Genomic DNA, 19268 nt, shown 5'->3' with positions numbered 1-19268 from the left:
TATCATGATGCCAAGCTTGCCTCAGCTCCTTATATTAATTGCTGTTGTTGTGTTGTTATTTGGAACAAAGAAATTACGTTCATTGGGTTCTGATCTTGGTGAATCAATTAAAGGCTTTAAAAAAGCAATAAATGACGATGATAATGACGATAAAAAACAACAAGACAATTCACAAAAAGTCGATAATATTGACATCATCTGATGTTAATAATCACAACAAAAAAGAGTAAGTCGTGTTTGATATCAGCTTTGGTCAATTATTATTAGTATTAATTATTGGTCTGGTAGTATTAGGTCCAGAACGGTTACCTGTTGCGATAAAAACAGTTGCAGGTTGGATAAAGATGTTACGCCGCATGTCAGCCACTGTACAGTTAGAGTTAAATAAAGAACTTAAACTACAAGAATTACAAGATAGTTTAAAAAAGGCCGAACAAAGTGGTTTAACAACACTTACGCCAGAAATTCAAGAATCTATCGATGATTTAAAGCGCGTAACAGAATCATTAAAAAATGAAATTGACTCTGCAACGCAAATTGATCCCCAAATTGACTCAGATAAAAATAAATCATGACAGACGACGCTACTCAACCATTAATTGGTCATCTTGTTGAACTCAGAACACGACTACTACGTTGCATTATCTGTATATTGTTGGTATTAGCTTGTTTACTCTATTTTTCCAATGATATTTACTACATTGTGGCAAATCCACTCATCAGCCAATTACCTCAAGGTAGTAGCATGATAGCAACCGATATTACAGCCCCGTTTTTTACGCCAATTAAGCTAACAACCGTGGTGGCGATATTTATCTCAATTCCGTATGTACTGTACCAAATTTGGGGCTTTATTGCGCCAGCACTCTACCAACATGAAAGACGTCTGGTGATGCCACTAATTGTATCAAGCACGATCCTTTTTTATCTTGGTATAGCCTTTGCTTATTTTGTGGTGTTTCCACTGGCATTTTACTTTTTTATTCATACGGCGCCGGTTGATGTGGCTATTAATACGGACATTACCAAGTATCTTGATTTTGTTATGACCCTTTTTGTGGTATTTGGCTTTGCTTTTGAAGTGCCAGTCGCTATTATTTTGCTTTGCTGGACTGGAATCACTACACCTAAAAGCCTACGTAAAAAACGCCCTTATATTATTGTTGGGGTGTTTGCTGTCGCGATGTTTGTAACGCCTCCGGATGTCTTTTCACAAATATTATTAGCTGTACCTATCTGTTTCCTGTTTGAAATTGGCACCTTTTTTGCCCGTTTTTACCAACCGCGTCAACATGACAATATAGAAGACGACAGCCAAGAGTCTGAATCAGATACACAATGAATTAAACTGAACAAGTAAGGATAACGAGTCATAATGAAAACATCATTACCTGATTTTAATTGTGCCAATGTATTAGTTGTGGGCGATATTATGTTAGATCGCTATTGGTATGGGGGGACTAATCGAATATCACCAGAAGCCCCAGTACCCGTCGTTAAAATTGACTCTTTAGAAGAACGCCCAGGCGGTGCAGCCAATGTTGCCATGAATATAACTTCACTTTGTGGTAACGCGCGACTTATTGGCTTAACAGGCATTGATGAACCAGCTAAAATTCTTGATGAACAACTCAGTAAACATAACGTTCACTGTGATTTTGTATCGGTTTCAACGCATCCAACCATCACCAAACTGCGAGTCCTATCACGCAATCAACAATTAATTCGAATCGATTTTGAAGAAGGATTTGGCAATGTTGATGCAACGCCGATTCTTGAACGCATTCAAACAGCATTAATGACCCATAAAGTGTTGGTTCTGTCGGATTATGCTAAGGGTGCATTATCGGCAGTTCAAGCAATGATTAAGCTTGCCAATCAAGCCAATGTACCGATTTTAGTTGATCCTAAAGGTACGGACTTTGAGCGTTATCGTGGTGCAACAATCTTAACACCTAATATGTCGGAGTTTGAAGCAGTAGTCGGCCATTGCCAAAACGAAGAAGATATCGTAGAAAAAGGTTATCAATTGATTAAACAGTACGATCTAAAAGCGCTTTTAGTAACACGAAGTGAAAAAGGCATGACGTTACTCCAATTAGATAAACCGATTTATCATCTACCGACTCAAGCCAAAGAAGTGTTTGATGTGACTGGTGCGGGCGATACTGTAATTGCCACCTTAGCAGCGGCGTTAGCAGCGGGGCAATCTTTAGAAGAAAGTTGCTTTCTAGCCAATGCTGCAGCCGGTGTTGTTGTTGGTAAACTGGGTACATCAACGGTTTCGCAGGTCGAGCTAAGTAATGCTATTCGAGCCCGTGCCGATGACGGTTTTGGGGTAATGACAGAAGATGAACTTAAAGAAGAAGTTCAAAAGGCGCGCATGCGTGGTGAAAAAATTGTTATGACCAATGGTTGCTTTGACATTTTACATGCGGGTCATGTTTCTTACCTTGCTAATGCGCGTAAACTAGGAGATCGTTTAATTGTTGCGGTGAACAGTGATACTTCGGTGAAGCAGTTAAAAGGAGAATCTCGCCCAATTAACCCACTAATGCAACGTATGATTGTATTAGGTGCGCTTGATTCAGTTGATTGGGTTGTGCCATTTGAAGAAGAAACACCACAACGATTAATTGCTAGCGTCTTGCCTGATGTTCTAGTCAAAGGTGGTGATTACAAACCTGAGGATATTGCAGGTGGAAAGGAAGTAATTGCCGCAGGTGGAACGGTTAAAGTGCTTAACTTTGAAGATGGTTGTTCCACAACTAATATTATTAATGCAATAAAGAATCGCTAAATCGTAGTAGATAAAATCGGCTACTAGGCTAAGTAGCCGATTGTTTTTTCAAATCTTTATAACCTCATTTAGCTATTATTTTGTTTTCAGCATAACTTAAAAATTGTTAAAAACTGGTCATCACTTTAATCAAATCCCTTAATAATATAGAACGTTAATAATTATTAGTATGATCAATCGTTAATAACTATTATTAAATTTCAAAATTAATACTTTTTTTATTATGCGCTTTATGCAAAGCTAATAACCAAATTATGAAAATGAGTATTAAGGATATTTTATGACCAAACATTATGATTATATTGCCATTGGTGGCGGTAGTGGTGGGATAGCATCAGTTAACCGAGCTGCATCCTATGGAAAAAAGTGTGCCATTATTGAAGCAAAATTATTAGGTGGAACTTGTGTAAATGTTGGTTGTGTACCTAAAAAAGTGATGTGGTATGGTGCACAAATTGCTGAAGCCATTAATCACTATGGCCCTGATTATGGTTTTGATACTACTATTAATCAATTCAGTTGGGATAAATTAATTGCTAGCCGAACTGCTTATATTGATAGAATCCATCAATCTTATGATCGCGTCCTGAATAATAACAACGTTGATGTGATTCATGGATATGCTAAGTTTGTTAATTCTCATACAGTTGAGGTAAATGGTGAACATTATAGTGCCGATCATATTTTGATAGCTGTCGGAGGTAAACCAACGATTCCGAATATCCCAGGTGCACAATATGGTATTACTTCTGATGGTTTCTTTGCGCTAAAAGCCTTACCTAAGCGTGTGGCAGTTGTTGGCGCTGGTTATATTGCTTGCGAAATCGCAAGTGTATTGCATGCACTTGGCGCACAAACTCATCAATTTGTTCGCAATGCCACACCACTACGATCTTTTGATCCATTAATTGTTGAAACCTTAATGGAAGTGATAAAAACAGAAGGGCAACAACTTCATACTTTTGCGGTGCCAAAATCCGTTACTAAAAACAGTGATGAATCATTAACGTTAACACTAGAAAATGGCGAAAGTTATACTGTCGATTGTTTAATTTGGGCAATTGGTCGTGAACCTGCTACAAATGACATGAATTTACAGGCAGCAGGAATTGAAATTGATAATAAAGGCTTCGTGGTGGTGGATAAATATCAAAATACCAATGTACCGGGCATTTATTCAGTCGGTGATGATACAGGTGCCATGGCATTAACGCCGGTTGCGGTTGCTGCGGGTCGTCGCTTATCAGAAAGGCTTTTTAACAATAAACCTGATGAATATTTAGATTATAGCAATATTCCAACCGTCGTATTTACTCACCCAGCTATTGGTACAGTAGGCTTAACTGAGCCAGAAGCGATACTGCAATATGGTGAAGAAAACGTCAAAGTCTATAAATCCACCTTTACGGCCATGTACACCGCAGTTACACAACATCGTCAACCATGTCGTATGAAGTTAGTATGCGTCGGTAAAGATGAAAAAATTGTTGGTATTCATGGTATTGGTTATGGTATGGACGAAATGTTACAAGGCTTTGCTGTAGCACTAAAAATGGGTGCAACGAAAAAGGATTTTGATAACACCGTTGCGATTCACCCAACTGCTGCTGAAGAGTTTGTTACTATGCGTTAATATGGTAGCTACTGTATAGCACTAAATTAAATAAAAAGCAGGGGAGTTCCCTGCTTTTTATTGCAAAGAAATCTTACTGTTAATGATTAGTTGAGTTACTGCTCCAGCCCTTTTTTGCTAAAGGATAGAAACCAACTCCAATTGCAATTAATGCCACAAAAGAGATATAAATACCCGCACCCAAATAACTATATTCTCCTAATAAGTGTTCAGGACTTAATAGATAAATCGTTAACGTTGGCGTAATAGCGCTAAATAACGCATAAGCTAAATTATAAGAAAACGACAAACCTGAATAGCGGATTGCTGGTGGAAATGTCCTTGTTCCAATAATTGGTGTCATGGCGACAGAGCCGATAAAAAGCCCAAACACCGCCCAAATCAAATAAAGCTTAGTGATTGACATATCAGGCGATAAAGAACTATAAAAATAGAGACCGGAAACAGCAAGTCCACCCCAACAAATCATCCCAGTTTTTGTTGAACCAAGCTTATCATCTAACCAACCAAAAATAATACAACCTAATGTTAAGGTCAAAGCCGCAATACAACCACCGATCCGCCAATCAAGGTTGGCAAAATGATACATTCCACCAACAATACGACCCGGGGTAATTAAAATCCCCACCATAATTGCTGTGGACAATGACCACGTTAACAATGCAACAATCAAACAGGCTGTTTTGTGTTTTTGTAGCACAGTAACAACGGGAATATTTTTTTCAATCGCTTTACGTGCCGCTAATTCCTTGAAAATAGGTGTTTCAGATAAAAAACGTCGCAAATAAACCGAAATCACCCCAAAAATACCGCCAGTAATTCCTGATGTTAATGTGCCAACACCAAGTCCATAACGTTGTTTTGGCACATGCTCTGCAATAAATACCCAAGCACCTGGCATTTCGCCACCGATCGCTGCACCTTGCAACATGCGCATAATCAAAAGCAATAGTGGTGCAAAAATACCGATCATTTCGTAAGTGGGTAAAACCCCAATGATGAAAGTCGGTAGCGCCATCATTGCGACACTTAGGGTAAACATCTTTTTACGGCCCATTTTATCGCCAAAATGTGCCATAATAATACCACCCACAGGACGGACTAAATAACCAGCAGCAAAAATTCCCCACGCAAACAGATCTAACGTCAAAGGGGATAATGTATGAGGTAAAAATAGCGGTTTAACGATGGTATCGATATAAAGCGCATAAATAACAAAATCATAAAACTCTAGCGTACCGCCTAAAGAAGATAACACTAACGTTTTTAGATCTTTACTATTTAATGGTCGTGAATTGGGTTGTAACCGAACATTGATTTCAGACTGATTCATGAACTAACCTTATTCTTATTGTTAAATAGAGATAAAAAATCAAGAAAATTTATTTTTTTTGACCAAATCTTATAAAGAATCCTCATTCTGCCACAAAAAGATGCCTTTTTTCCTATCATAAAAAAATTTAATGAATGAGATTAAACTGTGTATTTAATTTATAATCTTAATATATTTATATTTTATTGGATAAAAGATATCATCATTTACCATACCATGGTGGTTAATCCAAAAGGATGATTTAATGATAGACCAAAAAGTAAAGCGTTGCAGTTGGGTGACAAACGATCCGCTGTATATTGCTTATCATGACAACGAGTGGGGCATAGCCCAATATGATAGCCTTAAGCTATTTGAAAAAATTTGTTTAGAAGGACAACAAGCCGGCTTGTCGTGGATCACGGTATTAAAAAAGCGAGACGAGTATCGACGTTGTTTTTTCAATTTTGATCCTCAAAAAATTATAAAATTATCGTCTGGCGATATCGAAAAATTGCTTGAAAACAAAGGATTAATTCGTAATCGATTAAAGCTTAATAGTATTGTAAAAAATGCACAGGCTTATTTAGCTATGCAAAATAATGGCGAAGATTTTTCACAACTTATTTGGTCTTTTGTTAAGGGTAAACCGATTATCAACCACTATAAAGACAAAAGTGAAGTCCCCGTGAGCACCGAACTATCTGACCAGATGTCAAAGGCATTAAAAAAGAAGGGCTTTAGTTTTGTTGGCTCAACGATTTGTTACGCATTTATGCAATCAATGGGACTAATCAATGACCATTTTGACGATTGCTTTAAAAAAGGATATTGATTTAATGAAAATTTTAAAATTATTCAATTATGCTGTTATCGCCATTTTAGGTTATTTTATTGTTTGTAATATTATTATTTTTATCTATGCGCAACAAAAGCCCATTGATAACGCTGATACATTAGTTGTGTTGGGTTCACAAGTTGTTGGCACGCCAGCAATGGCGCCTTTAACCTTACAAATTCGCTTAGATGTAGCTGCCACTTATTTGCAAAATAATCCCAATACGAAAGCTGTTGTTTGTGGTGGACAAGGCAAAGACGAATCAGCCACTGAAGCTAGTGTGATGTTTAATTACTTGGTAAATCAAGGAATAGACGCTTCGCGAATCTATATTGAAGACAAATCAACCCGAACAGCCCAACAATTTATATATGCCAATGAGGTATTACCATTAGGGAAAACGGTTGTTGTTACTAATGATTTTCATTTATTACGCTCGGTAATGCTAGCTAAACGTTCAGGAGTTACAGATGTATCGGGATTATCGGCGCCATTACGTTTTTCTAATTTTGATAAATATATTGCAATGATAAGAGAGCCTTTAGCATTAGCTAATTCGTGGTTATTTGATCATCCTAAAAATTAGCTTTAGACAGGCTCTTTTTTGACTATTTATTTAAACCGCTTGATTTTTAAAATGGCGTATATTTGCATGATTAGCTAAATAAGCAAAAGCTGTTTTTGCGTCTTGTCCATGGTATTATGATGTATTGCTGTTTAATTTAGAAATTGATACATATGACTTCAGATACTATTGTCGCACAAGCAACCCCACCCGGTCGTGGTGGTGTCGGTATTTTACGTATTTCAGGACCAAAGGTTCAGGCTGTTGCCCAAGCTGTATTAGGCAAATTACCTAAGCCTCGACATGCTGATTATTTACCTTTTTTAGCCTCAGATGGTTCAACCTTAGATGAGGGAATTGCTTTATTCTTCCCAAATCCTCATTCATTTACTGGCGAAGATGTGCTTGAACTACAAGGACATGGTGGACCTGTTATTTTAGATTTACTCTTAAAACGTGTTCTTGAAGTACCACATGTCCGTATTGCTCGCCCAGGTGAATTTTCAGAACGGGCATTTTTAAATGATAAATTAGATCTTGCTCAAGCCGAAGCGATTGCTGATTTAATTGATGCTAGTTCGGAACAAGCAGCAAAATCAGCTATATCATCCTTACAAGGTGTATTTTCTAAAAAAGTAAATTCACTGGTTGAGTCATTAATCCATTTACGCATTTTTACCGAAGCAGCAATTGATTTCCCCGAAGAAGAGATTGACTTTCTATCAGACGGTAAAATTGAAGCACAGCTAAACGAAGTAATTACTCGCTTAAGCGAAGTGCGGCAAGAAGCGAAACAAGGATCGCTATTACGAGAAGGCATGAAAGTCGTTATAGCAGGACGGCCTAATGCCGGTAAATCTAGCTTGCTAAATGCACTGGCAGGACGTGATGCCGCCATTGTGACCGATATCGCCGGCACAACTCGAGACGTTCTACGTGAACATATTCACATTGATGGTATGCCACTACATATTATCGATACTGCTGGTTTGCGCGAAGCGAGTGACGAAGTAGAACGCATTGGCATTGAACGCGCTTGGCAAGAAATAGAGCAAGCTGATCGTGTATTATTTATGGTCGACAGCACAACGACAATAGAAACCAATCCAGAAAAACTATGGCCAGAATTTATTGAACGCTTACCAAAACAGATGCCCGTCACTGTCATCCGCAACAAAGCCGATTTAACTGGCGAAGCACTAGGATACAGTGAAGTAAATGGCTACTCACTGATTCAGCTTTCAGCACGAACAGGAGAGGGAATGACTTTATTGCGTGATCATCTTAAACAAGTCATGGGCTTTTCCAGTAGCACCGAAGGTGGATTTTTAGCACGCCGACGTCATCTACAAGCATTAGAAAAAGCAGCAGAACACTTAAATAATGGTAAGTACCAACTTATCACTTTCCATGCTGGCGAATTGCTAGCTGAAGAGCTAAGACTAGCACAAGAAGCCCTGAGCGAAATTACAGGAGAATTTACCTCTGATGATTTATTAGGTCGTATATTCAGTTCGTTTTGTATCGGTAAATAAAACTTTAATCCTATACTAAATAAAGTCTATTAAGTAAAACATTGTTTCATTGTTGGTACATTCCGACCGACACCTCAGTGAGGTTAGCATGTCAAGCTGGGGTGTTTGGCGAGTTTGTGTCTTGTGGAACAAATTTGAACATCTGAACAAAGCGAAAGTAGCCTCGAAGAGGCGAGTATCAGGATGATACTTGTAATGTTGAGGATTTCGCACAAAATCCCCTAAGTTGGACGTTGTTACTGTTACTATTTATTTTATTAAAAGGTTAAAATATCCGAAACCTAACCACGCCGAAATGATTTCTATCAAAATAATATAATGAAAATTTTTCAATCATTTAAGTGTTTTACAAAAGCTTAATTAATGCTGACAGTGACATTTCTTTTAAAAAACATCCCAAAAAACTAGCCAAGCTTTTTTTTAACGGTTATACTTCAATTAATTAAAAAGTAGCTGATTTAACAATCAAATGAAAGAAAAAAAGACAAATAAAACATAAACTTACTTGACAGGTGAACCATAATGCATTATCATTTTAGACACCAGACACCAGACACCAGACATGGCAAACCTATGTCTTAAATTTATCGAATAGACACCTTAGATGCGTTTTAACGCTCCCCTCGTTTATATCCTCGAAGTTATCTCTTAAATTACTATCAAAATTATCCCCGAAAATCTTGCTAACGTTGGTCTTGTTATTGCCGTATTCATTGGATTCTCAGGCAAATAGTCGAACAGTCGATAATCATAGCGATGCAATAATACTACCGCCATCAATACCGGTACTCCATTTTGCAAGGCCGAATTTGCTATTTGGTAAAAATGGTTCGGAGATTAGCGGAGTCAACTTCGCCGGTCCAGCTAATATATGGAATCCCGAAGGGGGATTCCTTATTAAATCAACCGATGGTGCATCATACAACCTTAATTTTCCAACCACGGGAGCTGATGGATTATATTTTGATTTAGTTATAGAGGGCATTGATGCACGTCAATTGATATGGGAGCCAGTTACACATGGGGGAATAACTGCCATAGTGACATGGATATGGGCTGAAGATGATTGGCTTCCATCTGGAGGTGAAATTGTGACGCGCGTTACACTAAAAGGTCCAGAGGCAAACGCTCAAATAAACAATTCTCATCCTAATCGAATTGCTGTGCCAAGTTTACCGCAGATATTCGAGTTAGTGGGTAGAGATGTTAGTACTGGCAATGAGCTGGTAAAATATGGATTTGTATTACAGAAGTGGTTCGTGAATCGCGGAGATAGAGAAGATAACTATCCTAATACCGAAGCGTGGTGTAACGATTTAGGCTATCGAGTGCCACAGGTAAGGGATCTCACCAACGCAGTCTGTTTGGGCACATGGGAAGGTGATTGGTGTAAAGGCTCTGTCGGTGCTACGCCATCATCAAGTGGCAATCATTACCAGCGTCGAATAGGGGCAGGATTTTTCACTGAATGGGGTGGCACGTACCTTTATGCTGGAGCTGGCTTCGTCTATGATTACCAATACTGGACGAGTGACACATCGGGAAATACTCAGTTTGATGTGGACTCGGATGTCGGCGACGTATACTTCAACAGAACAAGTAATAGTCCGCGCGGAATTTGCGCCACGCCGTAGTTCTTAATCCTTGCTCCCTAGTTGGCCTTATGGCACTGATTAAGGATAATTAATCATAGAACAAAGCCCTAGTGTAGCGCCCCCGCGCATTTGGGGCGCTGAGCAGGCCAAGCCAGCGAGTCTTGTACTTTAATAACTGAAAACCATAGTCTATTTTAGTGTGGCAAGGTTTCAGATGTGGTCACTATAGCTATTTTGAACATCTAAACAGCAAACGACCGAAACCACTTCCGCCAATCCACTCCACCTACCAAAACAAAAACTCAATATCAGGCAAAAAATTGTCAGAAAAAATATTGATTTTATTTTATTGTTTTTTATATAAAAACAATAAATTTCAATATTTTCAATCTTTCCATAAACTGAATCGAAGTCACACCTAAATAATTTTTACCAAAAATTCCCCAAAAAAACTAGCCAAGCTTTTTTTTAATGGTTATACTTTGATCAATTTAAAAACGGATTATTTAATAAGCGAAAGAACACGGAAAAGATAAATAAAACAACAATTTACTTGACAGGTAAACCGTAATGCATTATCATTTTAAACACCAAACACCAAACACCAAACCTGGCAAACCTATGTCTTAAATTTATTAAATAGACGCATCAGACGAATTTTTACTCTCGCCTCTTTGATATCCCCGAAGTTATCCCTCAAATTATTATCAAAGCTATCCCCAAAAATCCCATTGGCGTTGATACTCCTATCATTATTGTCGTTTTCGTTGAATTCACAAGCATTATCGGGTCAAAATAGTCGAGGAGTAAATCGCAGTGATGCCATAATGCTGCCACCGTCACAATGGGGAGAAATCAAATTCGCAAAGTCGGATGGGGTTAATTTTGATCATGACTACGGCATTGGCGAATTTGCGGGTCCTGCGGACATGTGGGATCCTGATAATGGATTTCTAGTTCAATCAACCAATCCAGCATCATACGCGCTTAATTTTCCAACTACTGGGGCTCATGAATTATATTTTGATTTAATCATAGAGGGAGAAGCAAGTCAATTAACATGGGCACCAGTCACGCATGAGGGAATTACAGCTACAGTGAGGCTAATAACAGGATGTGATCGCAAATGCAATGTCGTGTATCGTGTTTTTCTAAAAGGTCCAGAGGCAAAAAATGAATGGTTTAATCCTTATCCCGGTTTAATTGCTAAGCCAAATTTACCGCAGACCTTTGAGTTAGTGGGTAGAGATAGTGGCGGTAATGAGATACTCAAATATGGGTTTGTATTGCAAAAGTGGTTCGTGACTCGGGGGGAGGCATTAAAACGCCTACCCGAGCAACAATCTTGGTGTAGTAGTATAGGTTATCGTTTGCCACAGGTCAGGGATCTGACTAATGCTAGAGCAGGACGTTTTGGTGCTACACCATCATCAAGTGGTAATCATTACCAGAGACGACTTGGCTCTGGATTATTCACGGAGTGGAGCCCCATGAACCGCTACAGTAGAGCGTACCTTTACTATAGCTACTGGACGAGTGATGGTATGCCAGTAAAAGATGGTAGTTATAAGCATGGTGATCTCATTGTCGCCTCGTACGATGGCTACGTCGGCATCGACATTGTACGAGGTATCCACTATGCTATGTGCGTTACTCCTTAGTTTTTAGCGTTTATTTCTTAATCCTTATGGCGCAGCAGGGGGGGGCTTATGGTGCAAATAGCGGAAAACATAACAAAGCATGAAGCCCCCACCCAGTTGGGGCGCTGAGCAGGCAAAGCCTGCGAGTCCTGAGTTTTAATGATTGAAACCATAATCTATTTTAGTGTGGTAGGGTTTTGGATGTGGTCACTATAGCTATTTTGAATATCTAAACAGCAAATGACTGAAATCCACTTCAGCCACCAAAACAAAAACTCAATATCAGGCAAAAACTTGTCAGAAAAAATATTGATTTTATTTTATTGTTTTTTATATAAAAACAATAAATTTCAATACTTTAAATCTTTCCGTAAAACTGAATCGAAGTCACACCTAAATAATTTTTACCAAAAATCCCCCAAAAAAAACTAGCCAAGCTTTTTTTTAATGGTTATACTTTGATCAATTTAAAAACGGATTATTTAATAAGCGAAAGAACACGGAAAAGATAAATAAAACAACAATTTACTTGACAGGTGAGCCATAATGCATTATCATTTTAGGCACAAGGCACAAGGCACAAGCACTGGCAAACCTATGTCTTAAATTTATCAAATAATCCTATTCGACGAGTTTTTACACAAAACTTATTTATATCTTCGAAATTATCGCTCAAATCACCTAAAACAGCTTTGCTAGTATTAGCATTGTTATTATTGTCATCTTCATCGAATTTACAGGCATTGAATGGTAAAATAGCTCGAGCGGATAATCGTAGTGATGCGATAATTTTACCTTCAACGGTAGTTGCAGTTATTGATTATGTAAGGCCGACTCTATATTGGGGTAACGGCAGATATGCAGGCCCAGTTGACATATGGAATCCTAGTAAAGGCTTCTTAGTTCAATCAATCAATCCTGAATCATACAATCTAAATTTCCCGACCACGGGTGCGCATAATTTATATTTTGATTTACTCATAACTGGAGATGTAGAACAATTGACATGGGAACCAGTCACGCATGAGGGAATCACTGCGACAGTGACAAATGTTGTAGCTCGTGAATGGTGGGTTCCTGGTGAGGATAAGGGACAAGTTGTAGCACGTGTTAGGCTAACAGGTCCAGAGGCAAGCAATCAATGGGATAATCCGAATCCTAGTCGAATAGCTAAGCCATGGTTACCGCAGACGTTTGAGTTAGTGGGTAGAGATATATATGGCGGTGAGGTAGTAAAATATGGATTTGTATTAAGGCAGTGGTTCGTCAATCGTGGTGGTCAATTGAAAACTTATAGTGACCAGTTAGCATGGTGTAATAGTTTGGGTTATCGAATGCCACGGGTAAGAGATTTAACCAATTCAAACTATAATAATTTAGGTGCAACACCTAGTTCATCAGGTAATCATTACAAGCGTCACATAGGCGCTGGCTTTTTCACGGAGTGGGGCAGCATGAACTTCTACACTGATGCGGGCTTCGTCCGCAGCTTCTTCTGGACGAGCGACGCAACAGATAGCGGCCAGTTCGATGTCTTCTCGGACGACGGCTACTTCACCAGCCTCTTTGCCAGCAACTCCCGCTATGGCCTTTGCACCGCACCTTAGCTTTTAGCGTTTATTTCTTAATCCTTAGGTCGCGGGGGTGGTTATGGTGCTTGAGAGGATAATATAACAAAGAATAAAGCACCCGCGTAAGTTGGGGCGCTGAGCAGGCAAAGCCTGAGAGTCTTGAGTTTTAATGACTGAAAACCATAGTCTATTTTAGTGTGGCAAGGTTTCAGATGTGGTCACTATAGCTATTTTGAACATTTAAACAGCAAATGACCGAAACCACTTTAGCCAATCCACGCCACCCTCCAAAACAAGAACTCAATATTAGGCAAAAAAATCAGAAAAGATATTGATTTTATTTAATTATTTTTTTGATAAAAAAACACTATTTAAATCCCTCATATGTAGGAAAACCTCGGGTTGCTTTAACTTGGTGATGAAAATAATCTTCTAAAAACGCATAAGACGTTTTGCCTGAAATCGCTTAAATTTTTAGCTTGCTATCTTTTGAATCTTCGAATATTTGCTGATTATGGTACATACTTTATTAAAGTACTTGTCACACTTTCGACTTACCCATTTATTTTAGGGCTGCCAGTGTGGTGAATTTTTAATTGATACGGTGGTGAGCACATGTTTTAACAAATAAGAGACGGCAACGTCTCAGTTCATCACCAAACGGTATAGAATCCTGAATATTTTTTACAAAAAAATATGGTCTAAAAAGTGAATAGTTATGTAAATGCCCATAGTAAACACGCAATTCACCTGAAAAATTATGTTGTTTATATGTAATTGCGTCGTGTGATTTAATGTTTAATGAAGTCTTTCAGTGCAATAAATGGTTGGACGAATGACCATCAAGCGGTTAGCCAAATTGGTGATGAGGATTTTTTTATGATATAACGCCATATCGCTTGTATGGGATATGGCGTTATGTCGATGCTTTACAGTTGTTTTTCAAATTACGATAAACAACGCGAGTAATTATGACACTTAATTAGTTAAAAACAACTTGAGCGATGGATTATGCGTTTCGTTATGAAAACCATAACCCAGCTCGGTTAGGTGTTGGTTAAACTGGCTAATGGTTGCTTGGTTGATTTCAAACGCGGCAAGTACACGTCCATAATCGGTGCCATGGCTACGGTAATGGAACATTGAAATATTCCAATTAGTGCCTAATGTTTGTAAAAATTTAAGCAAAGCCCCTTGCGATTCTGGGAATTCAAAGCTGTATACTTGCTCTTGTATTGGTTTGCAAGGCTTGCCACCAATCATATAGCGTACATGTAGTTTTGCCATTTCGTCTTCGGTTAGATCCACAACCGAATAACCTGTTGCACTTAATTCTTGTATGATTTCATCTTTCTCATTACTTTGAGACATTTTAATCCCTACAAAAATACAAGCGGATTTATCATCATGATAACGATAATTAAATTCGGTTACCGAACGCCCACCTAGAAGCTGACAAAATGTTAAAAAACTGCCTTTTTTTTCAGGGATAGTGACTGCTAGCAGGACTTCGCGTTTTTCACCGAGTTCGCACCGTTCAGACACATAACGTAAGTTATGGAAGTTTAGATTGGCGCCAGATAATATATGGGCAAGGTTTTCGCCACAAATATTGTGTTGTTCAACGTATTTTTTTAAACCCGCTAATGCAACAGCACCAGAGGGTTCAGCAATGGCTCGCACATCATCAAATAAGTCTTTCACTGCGGCGCAAATTTCGTCGCTATCAACGGTAATAATATCATCAATATATTGCTGACAAAGCCTGAAAGTTTCCTCGCCAATTCGTTTGACAGCTACGCCTTCGGCAAAGAGTCCAACATGCTCTAAATCAACAGGATGCCCAGCATCTAATGCAGCTTTTAAGCAAGCGGCATCAGCAGGTTCAACGGCAATGACTTTGATTGATGGCATGATTTGTTTGATTAATACCGCCACACCCGCAGCAAGCCCGCCCCCGCCGACCGGCACAAAAATACGATCGAGTTTGGCATTTTGTTGTAATAATTCCATGGCAATACTGCCTTGCCCAGCAATCACAAGCGGGTGATCAAACGGTGGAATAAAGATGCGTTTTTGCTCTTTTGCCAGTTCCATGGCTTTCGCTTTGGCTTCGTCAAAATTGGCGCCATAAAGGAGTACTTCGCCACCAAAGCTTTTGACTGCTTCAACTTTGATATCGGCCGTTGTTAGTGGCATGACGATTAAAGAACTGATGCCTAATTTTGTAGCCGAAAAAGCCACTCCTTGCGCATGGTTGCCAGCCGATGCGGCAATAACGCCACATTTACGTTCGTCTTCATTTAGACTAGCTATCATTGCTTGGGCACCACGGATTTTGAAACTGTGGACGAGTTGGCGGTCTTCGCGCTTGACAAAAATTTGGTTGTTTAATCGTGTCGAGATTTTTTCCATCTTTTCTAACGGGGTGACTTCGGCCACGTCGTATACGGCGCTACAGAGTGTTGCTTTTAAGTAATCAGCACCAGTGAGCTTGTTATTTTGTTGTTTCACGTTAACCACCTAGTTTGCTTTTATCACGAACGGCACCTTTATCTGCACTTGTTGCTAAACTTGCGTAAGCTTTTAGTGCATAAGAGACATAGCGATCGCGATTATGAGGAGTAAAGGCTTTGTCGCCACGGGCAAGTTCGGCTACGCGGCGGCGTTCAAGTTCGTCATCAGGGACTTTTAATACTAATTTGCGATTTGGAATATCAATATCAATAATATCTCCATTGCGCACAAGACCAATAATACCGCCATTTGCGGCTTCGGGTGAGATATGGCCAATAGATAAGCCCGAAGATCCGCCCGAAAATCTGCCATCGGTGATCAGAGCGCAGGCTTTGCCAAGCCCCATTGATTTTAGGTAGCTTGTTGGGTAGAGCATTTCTTGCATACCGGGGCCACCTTTTGGACCTTCGTAAATAATAACAACTACATCACCAGCCACAACCTTGCCCCCTAAAATGGCCTCAACAGCATCTTCTTGGCTTTCAAATACTTTGGCTGGGCCTTGGAAAATTAAATTTTCAGCAGCAACGCCTGCGGTTTTAACAATTGCGCCATCAAGGGCTACGTTGCCATAGAGTGTTGCAAGCCCGCCGTCTTGACTATAGGCGTGAGCTTTATCGCGAATACAACCATTTACACGGTCATCGTCAAGTGAATCCCAATAGCAATCTTGCGAGAACGCCTTGGTAGTGCGAATGCCAGCAGGTCCACTGCGATACATTTTTTTGACCGCTTCGTCATCCGTTTGCCTGATATCATATTTTGCCAAGGTTTGTTCTAATGAAAGACCAAGTACATTATGAACATTGCGATTGAGTAAACCCGCTTTGTCCAATTCAGACATAATGGCGACAACGCCACCAGCACGGTGTACATCCTCCATATGATATAACTGAGTACTCGGTGCGACTTTACATAAATGTGGCACTTTACGTGATAGTCTGTCGATATCAGACATGGTGAAGTCGATTTCGCCTTCCTGCGCTGTGGCAAGTAAATGCAGTACCGTATTGGTTGAACCACCCATAGCAATGTCAAGTGACATGGCATTTTCGTAAGCGGCTTTAGTGGCAATTGAGCGTGGTAGATACGAAGCATCATCATGTTCGTAATAGCGTTTTGTGATCTCAACAATGCGCTTTGCGGCGTTTAAAAAGAGTTGTTCACGTTGTTTGTGGGTAGCAACTAATGAGCCATTGCCCGGCAGTGAAAGACCTAATGCCTCGGTTAAGCAGTTCATGGAATTGGCGGTAAACATGCCAGAGCAAGATCCACAAGTAGGGCAAGCGGATTCTTCAATCGCTTTGCTATCTTCGTCACTGACATTTGGGTTAGCACTTTGGATCATGGCATCGACCAGATCTAATTTAATAATTTGATCAGAAAGTTTGGTTTTACCCGCTTCCATTGGCCCACCAGATACAAATATGGTTGGAATATTTAAACGAAGAGAAGCCATTAACATGCCGGGGGTGATTTTGTCGCAGTTTGAGATGCAGATCATAGCATCGGCACAATGCGCGTTAACCATATATTCAACAGAATCAGCAATGAGTTCACGCGATGGTAATGAGTACAGCATACCACCATGCCCCATGGCGATGCCGTCATCAACGGCGATGGTGTTAAATTCTTTGGCAATACCACCCGATGCTTCAATTTGTTTGGCAACCAGTTGACCAATGTCTTTTAAATGGACATGTCCCGGTACGAATTGCGTAAATGAGTTAACCACCGCAATGATGGGTTTACCAAAGTCTTCATTTTTTACGCCAGTTGCACGCCATAATGCGCGGGCGCCAGCCATGTTTCGGCCTTCGACTGACGTTGCTGAACGATATTTAGGCATTTCTTGCTCCCAATTTTTTATGCAAGTGACCGTGTTTAACGGTCTGTTGTTCTTTAAAATCAATCATTAAATGAAAATGTTATCCGCCAAGTGAGTTGGCGGATTTTGATTTTTCTTTTTATTTGATCAGATCTAACCAACCGTATTTATCTTCGGTTTTACCATTAAATAAGCCAAAGAATGTTTGTTGAATTTGTTTAGTGATTGGGCCACAGCGACCAATGCCAACTTGGATGCGATCAACACTACGCACTGGGGTAATTTCGGCTGCGGTACCAGTCATAAATACTTCATCGGCTAAATAAAGTGATTCACGTGATAGCGTTTGTTCACGTACTTCAATACCCATATCACGCGCTAGCGTTAATACTGCATCACGTGTAATGCCCGGTAGAGCCGATGACGATAAAGTAGGGGTATATAAAATACCGTCTTTAATAATAAATAGGTTTTCGCCAGCACCTTCAGATAGGTGACCATGCACATCTAACGCAATGCCTTCTTGGAAGCCGTTAGCGCGCGCTTCAGATCCAATTAATAATGACGATAAATAGTTACCGCCCGCTTTAGCCGCAGCAGGAATAGTGTTAGATGCCACGCGATGCCAAGAAGAGACCATGGCATCAATACCTTGATCTAAGGCTTCGTCGCCTAAATAGGCACCCCATGGGAATGCGGCAATCATGACATCGGTTTTATAACCCTCACGCGGGTTTACGCCCATACCTACATCGCCAATAAAGACTAATGGCCGAATATAGGCGCTTTCTAATTTGTTTTTCTTGATTGTTTGGCGTGTGGCTTCCATGATTTCTTCAAGCGAATAAGGTACAGGAAAACGATAAATCTTGGCAGAGTTTAATAATCGTTGTGCATGTTCTTTATGACGAAATATAGCCGGTCCTTTGTGTGTGTTATAACAACGGACACCTTCAAATACCGATGTGCCATAATGTAAGGCGTGTGACATGACGTGTACTTTGGCATCTGCCCATGGAACCATTTCGCCATTAAACCAAATATAATCCGATTTTGCTGTAGAACTCATGTTGTTTTCCTCTTTATTTTTTCAATTTGCTAAGTAAGTACTTTGCTTTAGGTATTTTCGCTTTAACGGTCAAGCATTACACTATACTTGTTTATTTAACTTATTATTTAAAAATAAGTTGTTTGTAAAAATTATTATTCAACCGCTATGACATCTTCTAATTTTGCTACTTGATTTTGTAGTGTCGATAGTGGTCTTTCGGTGGTTAATATTAATGTCATAGTCAGTACATTATTTTCAATTGTTTGCATTTGCAATGATTGAATATGCCCACCTCGATGCCGGATAACTCGTAATATACGTTCAAGTGATCCCAATTTGTCATAAGCCCTTATGGTCAATTGATATTGCGCTTGTTCGTTCAT

15 protein-coding genes and 1 pseudogene are annotated in these 19268 nt (G+C 39.5%); 11 read left to right on the top strand and 5 right to left on the bottom strand.

What is annotated here, in order from left to right; translation table 11 throughout:
• Window positions 1-7 precede the first annotated feature (7 nt).
• The 5 genes and pseudogenes from tatA (at window position 8) to gorA (ending at window position 4433) form a co-directional block, all read left to right on the top strand.
• On the top strand, window positions 8-202 hold the full coding sequence (gene tatA / locus ACYIAM_RS02575) for a twin-arginine translocase TatA/TatE family subunit (RefSeq protein WP_483747210.1): 195 nt from the start codon (window positions 8-10) through the stop codon (window positions 200-202).
• A 31-nt stretch (window positions 203-233) separates the two neighbouring features.
• Window positions 234-512: pseudogene (gene tatB, locus ACYIAM_RS02570) on the top strand (Sec-independent protein translocase protein TatB); the annotation flags it as partial.
• Window positions 513-571: 59 nt separating this feature from the next.
• Window positions 572-1342: a twin-arginine translocase subunit TatC gene (gene tatC / locus ACYIAM_RS02565; protein WP_483747138.1), complete on the top strand. Its 771-nt coding sequence runs from the start codon at window positions 572-574 to the stop codon at window positions 1340-1342.
• A 33-nt stretch (window positions 1343-1375) separates the two neighbouring features.
• Window positions 1376-2800, top strand: coding sequence for a bifunctional D-glycero-beta-D-manno-heptose-7-phosphate kinase/D-glycero-beta-D-manno-heptose 1-phosphate adenylyltransferase HldE (hldE, locus tag ACYIAM_RS02560; RefSeq protein ID WP_483747137.1), 1425 nt, complete (start codon window positions 1376-1378; stop codon window positions 2798-2800).
• A gap of 280 nt (window positions 2801-3080) precedes the next feature.
• Entirely contained in the window at window positions 3081-4433 is a 1353-nt protein-coding gene (gene gorA, locus ACYIAM_RS02555; RefSeq protein WP_483747136.1) for a glutathione-disulfide reductase, read from the top strand.
• Window positions 4434-4512: 79 nt separating this feature from the next.
• Here gorA and ACYIAM_RS02550 read toward each other — a convergent pair whose 3' ends face one another.
• Window positions 4513-5766, bottom strand: a complete 1254-nt coding sequence (locus ACYIAM_RS02550; protein ID WP_483747135.1) for an MFS transporter — start codon at window positions 5764-5766, stop codon at window positions 4513-4515.
• A 244-nt stretch (window positions 5767-6010) separates the two neighbouring features.
• Between ACYIAM_RS02550 and ACYIAM_RS02545 the strand changes: the two genes are divergently transcribed.
• The 6 genes from ACYIAM_RS02545 to ACYIAM_RS02520 all read left to right on the top strand — a co-directional run bounded on the left by ACYIAM_RS02545 (window position 6011) and on the right by ACYIAM_RS02520 (window position 13525).
• On the top strand, window positions 6011-6580 hold the full coding sequence (locus ACYIAM_RS02545; RefSeq protein ID WP_483747134.1) for a DNA-3-methyladenine glycosylase I: 570 nt from the start codon (window positions 6011-6013) through the stop codon (window positions 6578-6580).
• Window positions 6581-6584: 4 nt separating this feature from the next.
• On the top strand, window positions 6585-7169 hold the full coding sequence (locus tag ACYIAM_RS02540) for a YdcF family protein (protein ID WP_483747133.1): 585 nt from the start codon (window positions 6585-6587) through the stop codon (window positions 7167-7169).
• A gap of 152 nt (window positions 7170-7321) precedes the next feature.
• Entirely contained in the window at window positions 7322-8683 is a 1362-nt protein-coding gene (gene mnmE, locus ACYIAM_RS02535; protein WP_483747132.1) for a tRNA uridine-5-carboxymethylaminomethyl(34) synthesis GTPase MnmE, read from the top strand.
• Between the two features lie 701 nt (window positions 8684-9384).
• A complete protein-coding gene (locus ACYIAM_RS02530; RefSeq protein WP_483747131.1) occupies window positions 9385-10317 on the top strand; it encodes a hypothetical protein in 933 nt (310 codons plus the stop codon).
• 728 nt (window positions 10318-11045) lie between these two features.
• Complete coding sequence (locus ACYIAM_RS02525) at window positions 11046-11939, top strand: hypothetical protein (protein WP_483747130.1); 894 nt, start codon at window positions 11046-11048, stop codon at window positions 11937-11939.
• Between the two features lie 695 nt (window positions 11940-12634).
• A complete protein-coding gene (locus ACYIAM_RS02520) occupies window positions 12635-13525 on the top strand; it encodes a hypothetical protein (RefSeq protein WP_483747129.1) in 891 nt (296 codons plus the stop codon).
• 942 nt (window positions 13526-14467) lie between these two features.
• Here the strand turns inward: ACYIAM_RS02520 and ilvA are convergent.
• The 4 genes from ilvA to ilvM form a co-directional block, all read right to left on the bottom strand.
• Complete coding sequence (gene ilvA / locus ACYIAM_RS02515; protein WP_483747128.1) at window positions 14468-16003, bottom strand: threonine ammonia-lyase, biosynthetic; 1536 nt, start codon at window positions 16001-16003, stop codon at window positions 14468-14470.
• A 1-nt stretch (window position 16004) separates the two neighbouring features.
• On the bottom strand, window positions 16005-17855 hold the full coding sequence (gene ilvD, locus ACYIAM_RS02510) for a dihydroxy-acid dehydratase (protein ID WP_483747127.1): 1851 nt from the start codon (window positions 17853-17855) through the stop codon (window positions 16005-16007).
• Window positions 17856-17973: 118 nt separating this feature from the next.
• A complete protein-coding gene (locus ACYIAM_RS02505) occupies window positions 17974-18903 on the bottom strand; it encodes a branched-chain amino acid transaminase (RefSeq protein WP_483747126.1) in 930 nt (309 codons plus the stop codon).
• Between the two features lie 134 nt (window positions 18904-19037).
• Window positions 19038-19268 (bottom strand): acetolactate synthase 2 small subunit, encoded by a 231-nt coding sequence (ilvM, locus tag ACYIAM_RS02500; RefSeq protein ID WP_160431106.1) that lies wholly within the window; start codon window positions 19266-19268, stop codon window positions 19038-19040.

This window comes from Gilliamella sp. X-60 (genome assembly GCF_057063585.1).
The sequence above is the reverse complement of the archived record's forward strand: the minus strand, read 5'-3'. Positions and strand labels throughout refer to the sequence as shown.